General features: G+C 72.5%; 1 protein-coding gene (cut by a window edge). It reads left to right on the top strand.

The genetic code is table 11. The features are described 5' to 3' along the window. Positions 1-12,165: the 3' portion of a non-ribosomal peptide synthase/polyketide synthase gene (locus AC2CHE_RS16965; protein WP_484505855.1), read on the top strand. 7,485 nt of this gene lie to the left of the window's left edge; the window shows 12,165 of its 19,650 coding nt (coding positions 7,486-19,650); its start codon lies off the left edge, out of view; its stop codon occupies positions 12,163-12,165.

Here is a 12,165-nt window from a genome sequence, read left to right as displayed (position 1 = left end):
CTGACCGGCGGCACCGTGGTGCTCGCCTCCCGCGATCTGGTCCGGGACCCGGACGCGCTCAGCGCGGCGCTCGTCGACGAGCGGATCACCGTCATGCAGGCCACCCCGAGCCTCTGGCACGCCGTGTCGGAGGCGATGGCCGGCCGCGACCTCGGCGGGGTACGGGTCCTGGTCGGCGGCGAGGCGCTCCCCGCCGACCTCGCCCGGGTGCTGCGCCGGCGTACCCGCTCGATGCTCAACCTGTACGGCCCGACCGAGACCACGGTCTGGTCCACCCAGGCCGAGGTGACCGCGGACCCTGGGCCGGTCTCGGTGATCGGCCGGCCGATCGCCAACACCGCCGTGTACGTGCTGGACCGCGGGCTAAACCCGGTGCCACCGCTTGTGGCCGGCGAACTCTACATCGCCGGTGACGGCCTGGCCCTCGGCTACCTGCACCGCCCCGGCCTCTCCGCCGAACGGTTCGTCGCCGCTCCGTTCGGCCCGCCCGGCCGGCGCATGTACCGGACCGGTGACCGGGCCCGTTGGACCCGGGACGGGCGACTGGAGTTCCTCGGCAGGGTCGACCACCAGGTCAAACTGCGCGGATTCCGGATCGAACTCGGCGAGGTCGAGTCCGCCCTGGCCGCCCTGCCGCAGGTGGCCCGGGCCGCCGTGCTCATTCGGGAGGACCGTCCTGGCGACCGTCGGCTGGTCGGCTACCTGGTGCCGGTCGACGGGGTCGCGCCGGAGCCGGCCGAGCTGCGCGCGGCACTCGGCCGCACCCTGCCGGAATACATGGTGCCGTCGGCGTTCGTCGTCCTCGACGCGCTGCCGTCGACCCCGAACGGCAAGCTGGACCGGGCCGCGCTGCCCGCACCGGCCCAGGACCCGGCCGGTGCGGGCCGGCCGCCGAGGGACGCCCAGGAGGAGATCCTCGCCGCGATCTTCGCCGAGGTACTGAACCTGCCGGCGATCGGTGTCGACGACAACTTCTTCGACCGGGGCGGGCACTCGCTGCTTGTCACCCGGCTCGCCGGCCGGATCCGGGCCACGCTCGACACCGAGGTGAGCATCCGGGATCTGTTCGAGGCGCCCACCGTCGCCGGGGTGCGCCGGCTGCTCGACGCCGCCGCACCGGCCCGGCCCGGCATCGTCGCCGCGGACCGCCCGGACCGGGTACCGCTCTCCTACGCCCAGCAGCGGCTCTGGTTCCTGCACCGGTTCGAGGGACCGAGCGCGACCTACAACATGCCGCTGTCGCTCCGGCTGACCGGCCCGCTCGACGTGGCCGCGATGCGGGCCGCCCTGGCCGACGTGGTCGCCCGGCACGAGTCGCTGCGCACCCTGTTCACCGAGCACGACGACGGTCCCTGTCAGCAGATCCTCGACGCCGCCACGGCCCGCCCCGAATTCGAGCTGCGGCACACCACCGCCGAGGCGGTCGACGACGACGTGGCGCGGACCGCCCGGTACGCCTTCGACCTGGCCACCGAACTGCCGGTGCGCGGCTGGCTGTTCCGGGTGACCGAGCACAGTCACGTCCTGCTGATCCTGGTGCACCACATCGCCGGCGACGGGTGGTCGATCCCCGTACTGGCCCGGGACTTCGCCACCGCGTACCGCGCCAGGACCGCAGGCGCCGCACCGGGCTGGCCCGCCCTGCCGGTGCAGTACGCGGACTACACCCTCTGGCAGCAGCGGCTCTTCGGTGCCGACGACGACCCACAGTCCATGCTCAGCCGCCAGCTCGACTACTGGGCGGAACGGCTGCGCGGGCTGCCGACCGAGATCGAACTGCCGACCGACCGGCCCCGTCCGGCGGTCGCCTCCGAGCAGGGCGACCGGGCCGAGTTCGCGCTCCCCGCCGAGCTGCACGAGCGCCTCGCCGCGTACTGCCGGGGCCGGGGCGTCACCCCGTTCATGGTGTTGCAGGCGGCCTGGGCGGCGGTCTTCTCCCGGCTCGGCGCCGGCACCGACGTCGCGATCGGCACCCCGGTCGCCGGCCGGGTGGACTGGGACCTGGAACAGTTGATCGGCTTCTTCGTCAACACGCTGGTGCTACGCACCGACCTCTCCGGCAACCCCAGCTTCGACACCCTTGTCGAGCGGGTCCGGGAGACCGCGCTCGGCGCGTACGCCCACCAGGACGTGCCGTTCGAGCGGCTGGTCGAGCGGCTGAACCCGGAGCGTTCCGGCGCCCGCCACCCGCTGTGCCAGGTGGTGCTGGTGGTCAACAGCGCCGATCCGGAGCGTGCGGTGGCCGGGCTGCCGGGACTGACCGTGTCGCCGAACCGGGTCGACACCGGTACCGCCCGGTTCGACCTGCGGATCTCGCTGGACGAGCACCGGACCGAGGACGGGGCGCCGGCCGGGCTGCGCGGCGTCGTCGCGTTCCGGACCGATCTCTACGACCGGGCCACCGTGGCGACGATGGCCGAACGGTTCGTGCGACTGCTCGACGCGGCGCTGACCGGGCCGGGCCGGGCGATCCGGGACCTGCCGCTGCTCGGTGCGGTGGAGCGCGACCTGGTGCTGCGGGACTGGCAGGGTGCGACCGGCCCCGCGCCGGATGTCTTCTTTCACGACCTTTTCGCCGACCGGGTGCGTGCGGTGCCGGAGGCGCCGGCCGTACAACACGGCGAAGACGTCCTCTCGTACGCCGAACTGGACGCCCGGTCGTCCCGGCTGGCCGGCGTGCTGCTGGCCCACGGCGTCGGACCGGAGGCACTGGTCGCGGTGGTGATGCCCCGGTCGGTGGACGCGGTGGTGGCGCTGCTCGCGGTGCTGAAGGCGGGCGGCGCGTACGTGCCGGTCGATCCGGCCCAGCCCCGGGACCGGCTCGCCTTCATGGTCGCTGACGCCGGCCCGACCGTGGTACTGACCTCCGTCGACTGTGCCGGGCTGCTGCCGGAGCTGGCGGTACCGGTGTTCGAGGTCGACCGGTCCATCGACGCCCCGTCGGACGGATCGCCGGCCGGGTCGGGCCGCACCGTTGCGCTCCGGCCGGACAACCCGGCGTATGTCATCTACACGTCGGGCTCGACCGGCCGCCCGAAGGGCGTGACGATCACTCACCGTACCCTCGGCAGCTACGTCGCGCGGTCCGCCCGGGTCTACGGCTCGGCCGCCGCCGAGGTCGCCTGGCTGCACACCCCGATCTCCTTCGACATGACGGTCACCTCGCTGTACACCGCGCTCGCCTGCGGCGGGCGGATCGTGCTCGGCGAACTGAACGACCTGGCCGCCTCCGCCGCGCCGCGCCCGGCGCTGCTGAAGGTGACCCCGTCCCATCTGGAGCTGCTGGACAGTCTGCCGGCGGCGGCGTCACCGTCCGGAATGCTGGTGCTCGGCGGCGAACTGCTCACCGGTGCCGCGTTGGGTCGGTGGCGGGACCGGAATCCGGGTGCCACGGTCTTCGCCGCGTACGGGCAAACCGAGACCACCGTCAACTGCGCGGAACTGCGCCTGCCACCCGGCGAGCCGACCCCGGCCGGCGCGGTGCCGGCCGGGCGTCCGTTCGAGAACACCCGGGTCTACGTTCTCGATTCGGCGCTGCGTCCGGTGCCGCCCGGCGTCACCGGCGAACTCTACGTGGCCGGGGCCGGGCTGGCCCGGGGGTACTGGAAGCGGGCCGGACTGACCGCGGAACGCTTCGTCGCCGACCCGTTCGCTGCGGACGGCTCCCGGATGTACCGCTCCGGCGACCTGGGACGGTGGAGCCGGGACGGCCTGTTGCAGATCGCCGGCCGGACCGACGACCAGGTCAAGGTACGGGGCTTCCGGATCGAGCTGGGTGAGATCGAGAACGTCGTCGCCGCGCATCCGGCCGTGGCTCGCTGCGCCGTGGTGGTTCGGGAGGACCGGCCCGGCGACCGACGGCTGGTCGGCTACGTGGTACCGGTGGGTACCGTCGGCGAGCCGGAGCTGCGTGACCACGCCGCCCGGGTCCTGCCCGACTACATGGTGCCGGCGGCCTTCGTCCGCCTCGACGAACTGCCGCTGACGGTCAACGGCAAGCTCGACCGGCGCGCACTGCCGGCGCCCGACTACGGTGCCGCCGCCGGTGGCCGCGACCCGCGCACCCCGAGCGAGGAGATCCTCTGCGGCCTCTTCGCCGAGGTCCTCGGCGTAGCCCGGGTCGGCATCGACGACGATTTCTTCACCCTCGGCGGCCACTCGCTGCTGGCGACCCGGCTGGCCAGCCGAATTCGCAACACCTTCGACGTCGAGATGTCGGTCCGGCAGGTCTTCGAGACCCCGACGGTGGCGACCCTCGGCGGCGCGTTGGACACCGCCGGCACACCGGTGCGCGGGGTCGAGCCGGTCCGGCCGAGGCCGGCGCGCATCCCGCTGTCCTACGCGCAGCGCCGGCTCTGGTTCATGTACCAACTGGAGGGCCCGAGCAGCACCTACAACATCACGATGGCGATGCAGCTCACCGGCCGGCTCGACGTCCCGGCGTTGCGTGCCGCCCTGGGTGAGGTGGTGACGCGGCACGAGTCGTTGCGGACCGTGTTCGCGGAGGACGAGCTGGGCCCGCATCAGGTGGTGCTGGTGCCGGAGCTGGCCCGACCGGAGCTGGTGCTGGTTCCGTCTTCCCCCTCCGACGTGGACAGCGATGTGACGGCCGCGGCGAGGTACGCCTTCGACCTGTCGGCGGAGTTGCCGGTGCGGGCGTGGCTGTTCGAGGTGGCGGAGCGCGAGCACGTGCTGCTGCTGGTGCTGCACCACATCGCCGGCGACGGTTGGTCGAACCCGATCCTCGCCCAGGACCTGAGCCAGGCGTACGCGGCCCGGTCCCGGGGCCGGGCGCCCCGGCTGGCGCCGCTGCCCGTGCAGTACCCCGACTTCGCGCTCTGGCAGCCGGAGTGGCTCGGTGCCGAGGACGACCCGGAGAGCCTGCTCGCCGGGCAACTCGCGTTCTGGAAGCGGACTCTGGCCGGCCTGCCGGAGGAGTTGCTGCTGCCGACGGACCGACCGCGTCCGGCGCTGCCGTCGTACGAGGGGGGCCGCGTACCGGTGGAGATTCCGGAGGAGCTGTACCAGGGTCTGCTGGCCCTGGCGAGGTCGTCCGGGGCGACGTTGTTCATGGTGTTGCAGTCGGCGTTGGCGGTGCTGCTGTCCCGGCTGGGCGCGGGTACCGACGTCCCGATCGGCACGTCGATCGCGGGGCGTACCGATGACGCGTTGTCGGGGTTGGTCGGTTTCTTCGTGAACACGTTGGTGTTGCGGACCGACGTGTCGGGGCGGCCGTCCTTCGTGGAGCTGGTGCGTCGGGTGCGGGAGGCGGACCTGGCCGCGTACGCGCACCAGGATGTGCCGTTCGAACGGCTGGTCGAGGTGCTCAATCCGGAGCGGTCGCTGGCCCGGCATCCGCTGTTCCAGGTCATGCTCTCGTTGGACAACACCGACCTGTCCAGTTCGGTCGACGTGGTACGGCTGCCCGAGCTCCAGGTCAGTAGCCGCCCGGTACGCCGCACCGTCTCCCGGGGAGACCTCGGCTTCACCTTGCGGGAGTGGCACGACGCCGACGGTGTCGCCTCGCTGCGCGGAATCCTGGAGTTCAGTGCCGATCTCTTCGACCGGGAGTCGGCGGTACTGCTGGCGGAGCGCTTCGTCCGGCTGCTCAGTGCGGTGGTCGCCGACCCCGCGGCGGGGGTGGACCGGCTGCCGGTGCTCTCCGGTGTGGAGCGCGAGTTGTTGGTGGTGGGTCGGAACGACTCGGCCCGGCCGGTGCCGGGTCTGACGTTGGGGGAGTTGTTCGAGGCGCAGGCGCTGCGCTCGCCGGACGCGGTCGCGGTGCAGTGCGCGGACGAGGTGTTGTCGTTCGCGGAGGTGGACTCCCGGGGCAACCGGTTGGCCCGGCACCTGCTGGGTCGTGGGGTGCGGCCGGGTGACGTGGTGGGGTTGCTGTTGCCCCGCTCGGTGTCGTGGGTGGTGGCGATGCTGGCGGTGGTGAAGGCGGGTGCGGCGTACTGCCCGATCGACCCGGAACTGCCGGCCCAGCGGATGAGTTTCGTGCTGGGGGACGCGGCGCCGTCAGCACTGCTGGCGGTGTCGTCGACGGTGTCGGCGGTGTCCGGGTTGATGGACGGCCGGGTGCTGGTGCTGGACGATCCGGCCGTGGCGGCGGAGGTGGGGTCGTTGCCGGGGATGGGGCTGTCGGTGCCGGAGCGGGGCGGCCGATTGCCGCTGGACGGTCTGGCGTACGTGATCTACACGTCGGGTTCGACGGGACAGCCGAAGGGCGTCGCCGTCACCCACCGTGGGCTCGCGTCGTTCGCCGCCCACCTGATCGAGAAGCTCGACGTGACCTCGGACGACCGGGTGTTGCAGAACGTGTCGCTGAACTTCGACTCCTCGCTTTCGGACCTACTCACGGCGTTCTGTGCCGGAGCCCGCCTGGTGCTCAACCCGGCGGATCAGGCGGTCACCGAAGCGGACCTGACCGCGCTCGTCAACCGGTACGGCATCACCCAGTTGGCGGCCAGCCCGACCATGCTGCGGACCCTGGACCACATCGAGGTGCCGACCCTGCGCGGCGTGCACCTCGGCGGCGAGCCGCTCCCCGCCGAACTGGCCGAGACCTGGGTCCGGGCCGGCGTCCGGGTGGTGCAGGGCTACGGGCCGACGGAGTCGACGGTGGCGGTGACCACGTCGGGTGCGTTGGCGGTGGGTGAGCCGCCGCACATCGGCGGGCCGGTGGCGAACTCGCAGGTCTACGTGCTGGACGGCGGGTTGTCGCCGGTACCGGTGGGCGCGGTGGGCGAGCTGTACGTGGCGGGTGCCGGGTTGGCCCGCGGCTACGTGCGCCGCCCGGGGCTGACGGCGGAGCGTTTCGTGGCGTCTCCGTTCGGTGCCGCGGGGTCCCGCATGTACCGCACGGGGGACCGGGTGCGCTGGTCCCGGCGCGGGGTGTTGGAGTTCGTCGGTCGGTTGGACGACCAGGTCAAGATTCGTGGGTTCCGGGTCGAACTGGGCGAGGTCGAGGCGGCGGTGGCCGCGCACGCCGCGGTGGACCAGGCGGTGGTGGTGGTCCGGGAGGACCAGCCGGGGGACCGGCGACTGGTGGCGTACGTGGTGGCGCTGCCGGGAGCGGTGGTGGATCCGGCGCAGGTACGGGGATTCGTCTCGGGCGTGCTGCCGGGGTACATGGTGCCGTCGGCGGTGGTGGTGCTCGCGGAGTTCCCGAGATCGGCGAGTACGAAGGTGGACCGGCGGGCCCTGCCGGCGCCCGACTACGGCGCGGCTGTCGGTGGCCGGGAGGCGCGTACGCCTCGGGAGGAGATCCTCTGTGGTCTCTTCGCCGAGGTGCTGGGTGTGGAGCGGGTCGGCGTCGACGACAACTTCTTCACCCTCGGCGGTCACTCGCTGCTGGCGACCCGGCTGGCCAGCCGAATCCGTGCCGTGCTGACCCGGGACATGCCGGTCCGGCAGCTCTTCGAGCATCCCACCGTGGCGGAACTCGCCCCCGCGCTCGACAGCACGATGAGCCGAGGTGTCCTGGCCCCGGTCTGGCCCCGCCCGGAGCGTATCCCACTCTCCTTCGGGCAGCGCCGACTCTGGTTCCTCAACCGCTTCGAGGGTGCCGATCCCACCTACAACATGCCGCTGGCACTGCGCCTGTCCGGCCCGCTCGACACCGAGGCGCTGGACGCGGCCCTGGGCGACCTGGTGGCCCGGCACGAGTCGTTGCGGACGGTGTTCGCAGAGGACGAGCTTGGCGTGCACCAGGTGGTGGTGGCGCCGGAGATAGCGCGGCCTGAGCTGGTGCGGGTCTCCTCGACGCCGGCCGGTGTACCGGGTGAGGTGACCGAGGCGGCGCGGTACCCATTCGATCTCTCGGTGGAGCTGCCGGTCCGGGCCTGGTTGTTCGAGGTGGCCGAGGAAGAGCACGTCCTGCTGCTGGTGGTGCACCACATCGCGGCGGACGGTTGGTCCGCCCCGCTGCTGATGGCCACGCTCGGCGACGCCTACCGGGCCCGCCGCAACGGTGTGGCGCCGACGTGGCAGCCGCATCCGGTCAGCTATGTCGACTACACGCTGTGGCAACACGAGCTACTCGGCTCCGAGGAGGACCCGGACAGCGGCATCAGCCGGCAACTCGGGTTCTGGACCGAGACCCTTGCCGGTATGCCGGAGGAGCTGCTGCTGCCGACGGACCGGCCGCGACCGGCGGTGCCGTCGTACTCCGGTGGTCGGGTGCCGGTGGAGATCCCGGACGAGCTGTACCGGGGATTGTTGGGCCTCGCCCGCTCGTCGGGCGCAACGTTGTTCATGGTGCTGCAGTCGGCGTTGGCGGTGCTGCTGTCCCGGCTGGGCGCGGGTACCGACGTCCCGATCGGATCGCCGGTCGCGGGGCGTACCGATGACGCGTTGTCGGGGTTGGTCGGTTTCTTCGTGAACACGTTGGTGTTGCGGACCGACGTGTCGGGGCGGCCGTCCTTCGTGGAGCTGGTGCGTCGGGTGCGGGAGGCGGACCTGGCCGCGTACGCGCACCAGGATGTGCCGTTCGAACGGCTGGTCGAGGTGCTCAATCCGGAGCGGTCGCTGGCCCGGCATCCGCTGTTCCAGGTCATGCTCTCGCTCAACAACAACGACCAGTCGCCGGCCGGCACCGCCGTCTCGTTGCCGGAACTCTCCGTGACCGCCCAGCCGCTCGGTGCCGGGGTCAGCAAGTTCGACCTGCTCTTCGGCTTCAGCGAGCTGCGCCGGGCTGGCGCGGCGACCCGGTTGCACGGGGTGCTGGACTTCAGCGCGGACCTGTTCGACCGCGAGTCGGCGGCCACGTTGGCATCCCGGTTCGTGCGGCTGTTGGAGGCCCTGGTCGCCGATCCGACCGCCCGGGTGGACCAGGTCGAGGTGGTGGAGCCGGTCGAGCGGGAGCTGCTGGTGATGGGCCTCAACCGGACGACCCGGGCGGTTCCGGCCCTGACGTTCGGGGAGTTGTTCGAGGCGCAGGTGCTGCGCTCGCCGGACGCGCCGGCGGTGGAGTGCGCGGACGAAGTGTTGTCGTTCGCGGAGTTGGACTCCCGGGCCGACCGGTTGGCCCGGTACCTGCTCGGTCGCGGGGTGCGGGCGGGTGACGTGGTCGGGGTGGCGATGCCCCGCTCGGTGTCGTGGGTGGTGGCCACGCTGGCGGTGGTGAAGGCGGGCGCGGCGTACTGCCCGATCGACCCGGAACTGCCGGCGCACCGGTTGGAGTTCCTGGTGGCGGATGCGGCGCCCGCGGTGCTGCTGACGGTGTCCTCGACCGTACCCGTGGTGGCCGGCGCGGCGGGTGAGCGACTGGTCATCCTGGACGAGCCGGAGGTGGTGGCGGCGTTGTCGTCACTGCCGGGTGGAGAGCTGTCGGTGCCGGAGCGGGGCGGCCGGTTGGCGCTGGACGGTCTGGCGTACGTGATCTACACGTCGGGTTCGACGGGGCAACCGAAGGGCGTCGCCGTCACCCACCGTGGCCTGGCCAGCATGTTCTTCGAACACGTCGCGCGGATGGAGGTCGGCCCCGGTGACCGGCTGCTCCAGATCGTCTCGCCCAGCTTCGACGTCAGCATTGCCGAGATCGGCCACACGCTCTGCTCCGGCGCCACCCTGGTGATCGCGCCGGCCAGCCACGAGACCGGCGGCGACGAGCTCGCCGAAGTTCTCGCCGAACACTCCATCACGCACACCATCCTGCCGGCCGCGCTGCTGGCGACGGTGCCGCACGGCGTCGCCACCACCCTGCGGACGATCTGTACCGGTGGCGAGGCGCTCTCCGTCGCACTCGCCTCCCGCTGGGCCGCCTCCGGAGTCCGGCTCGTCAACGCGTACGGGCCGACGGAGTCGACGGTGGCGGTGACGATGTCGGCACCGCTGGCCGAGGGCGAGGTCCCGCACATCGGCGTGCCGGTGGCGAACTCGCGGGTTTACGTACTGGACGACTCACTGCGTCCGGTGCCGGTGGGCGCGGTCGGTGAGTTGTACGTGACGAGCCTGGGTCTGGCCCGTGGTTATGTCCGTCGGCCGGGGTTGACGGCGGAACGCTTCGTGGCCTGCCCGTTCGGGCCGGACGGGTCGCGGATGTACCGCACCGGCGACCGGGTGCGGTGGTCCCGGCGCGGGGTGCTGGAGTTCGTCGGCCGCTCGGACGACCAGGTGAAGATTCGTGGGTTCCGGGTCGAGTTGGGCGAGGTCGAGGCGGCGGTGCGTTCGTACCCGTCGGTGGACCAGGCGGTGGTGCTGGTCCGGGAGGACCGGCCGGGCGATCGGCGTCTGGTCGGGTACCTGGTGCCGGTGGCCGGGCAGGACGTCGACCCCGCGGCGGTGCGGGCGCACGTGGCGGAGTTGCTACCCGGTTACATGGTGCCGTCGGCGGTGGTGCTGCTTGACGAGTTTCCGAGATCGGCGACCACCAAGGTGGACCGGCGGGCCCTGCCGGCGCCCGACTACGGCGCGGCTGCCGGTGGCCGGGAGGCGCGTACGCCTCGGGAGGAGATCCTCTGTGGTCTCTTCGCCGAGGTGCTGGGCGTGGACCGGGTCGGCGTCGACGACAACTTCTTCACCCTCGGCGGCGACAGCATCATCTCGATCCAGTTGGCCAGCCGGGCGCGCCGGGCCGGCCTGGCGCTCTCCGCCCGGCACGTCTTCGAGCACCAGACGGTCGCCGAACTCGCGGCCGTGGTCGAGGACGCCGTCGACGAGCGGACCGAGGAACCCGGCGCAGGCCTTGGTGCGGTGCCGGTCACCCCGATCGTCGGATGGCTGGCCGAACTCGGTGGCCCGGTCGACGGCTTCCACCAGGCCCGCTTCCTGCACGCCCCGGCCGGTGCCGACCGCCGGCAGCTCGCCGACGTACTACAGGCTCTGCTCGACCACCACGACGCGCTCCGGCTCCGCGTCGACCGCGCGGCCGGTACCGGCTGGAACCTCAGCGTCGGCCCGCCCGGCTCGGTACCCGCCGACGACTGCCTGCGGCACGTCGACGTCACCGGTCTGGACCCCGCCGGGTACCTCGACCGGGTGCGCGCCGAGGCCGCCGCTGCCCGGGACCGGCTGCGGATGGACGGCCATCTGGTACAGGCGGTCTGGTTCGACGCCGGCCCGGACCGGTCGGGTCGTTTCCTGCTCGTCGTACACCACCTTGCCGTCGATGCGGTCTCCTGGCGAATCCTGATGCCGGACCTGGTCGAGGCCTGGGAGGCGGTCCGGGCCGGTCAGCCGGTCCGGTTGGCCCCGGTCGGCACCTCGTTGCGGACCTGGGCGCGCCGCCTCAGCGAGTGGAGCCGACAACCGCAGCGCCAGGCCGAACTCGCGGCATGGACTGCGGAACTCGGCGAGCCGGAGGCCCCGCTGGGCGTCCGGCCGCTCGACCCGGCGGTCGACGTGGTGGCCTCGGCCGCCGGGCTCACCCTGAGCCTGCCCACCGACGTCACCGAGGCGGTACTGACCGAGGTGCCGGCCACCTACCACGCCGACGTGGCCGAGGTGCTGCTGGCCGGGCTGGCCATCGCGTTCCGGACCGCCGGGCTGCCCGGCGCCCGGGGCGTCCTGGTGGACCTGGAGAGCCACGGCCGGGCCGAGGAGGTGATCGGCGGCGTGGACCTGTCCCGCACCGTCGGTTGGTTCACCGCGACATACCCGGTGCGGCTCGACCCGGGCCCCGCAGACCTGGCCGAGCTGCGCGACGGTGGGCCGGTCGTCGGCGACGTTCTGAAGCGGGTGAAGGAGCACCTGCGCGAGGTGTCCGACCGTTGCCTCGGCTACGGGGCGCTCCGGCACCTCGACCCCCGCAGCGGAGAGGTCCTGGCACGGCTGGCCCGACCGCAGGTGGGCCTCAACTACCTGGGCCGGGTGCCGGCCACGTCGAACGGGCCGGGCGCCGACTGGTCGGTCGCCACGGATGTGCCGGGCGTGGTCGGCCAGGATCCGGCGATGCGGCTGCCGCACGCCCTGGAGATCGTCGCGTTCGTCCGGGACACCGGCTCCGGGCCGTGCCTGGAGACCACCTGGGTCTGGCCCGGCGAACTGTTCACCGAGGACCGGGTCCGGGACACCGTACTGGCCTGGTTCGACGCGCTTGCCGCGCTGGTGCGGCAGAGCCGCTCGGCGGGCGGCGGGCTGACCCCGTCCGACGTATCCCTGGCCGGTCTGGACCAAGCCGAGATCGACCTACTCGAAGCCGAATGGGAGACAGACGAATGA

Source organism: Micromonospora sp. ATLC16 (assembly GCF_057196645.1).
The sequence above is the reverse complement of the archived record's forward strand: the minus strand, read 5'-3'. Positions and strand labels throughout refer to the sequence as shown.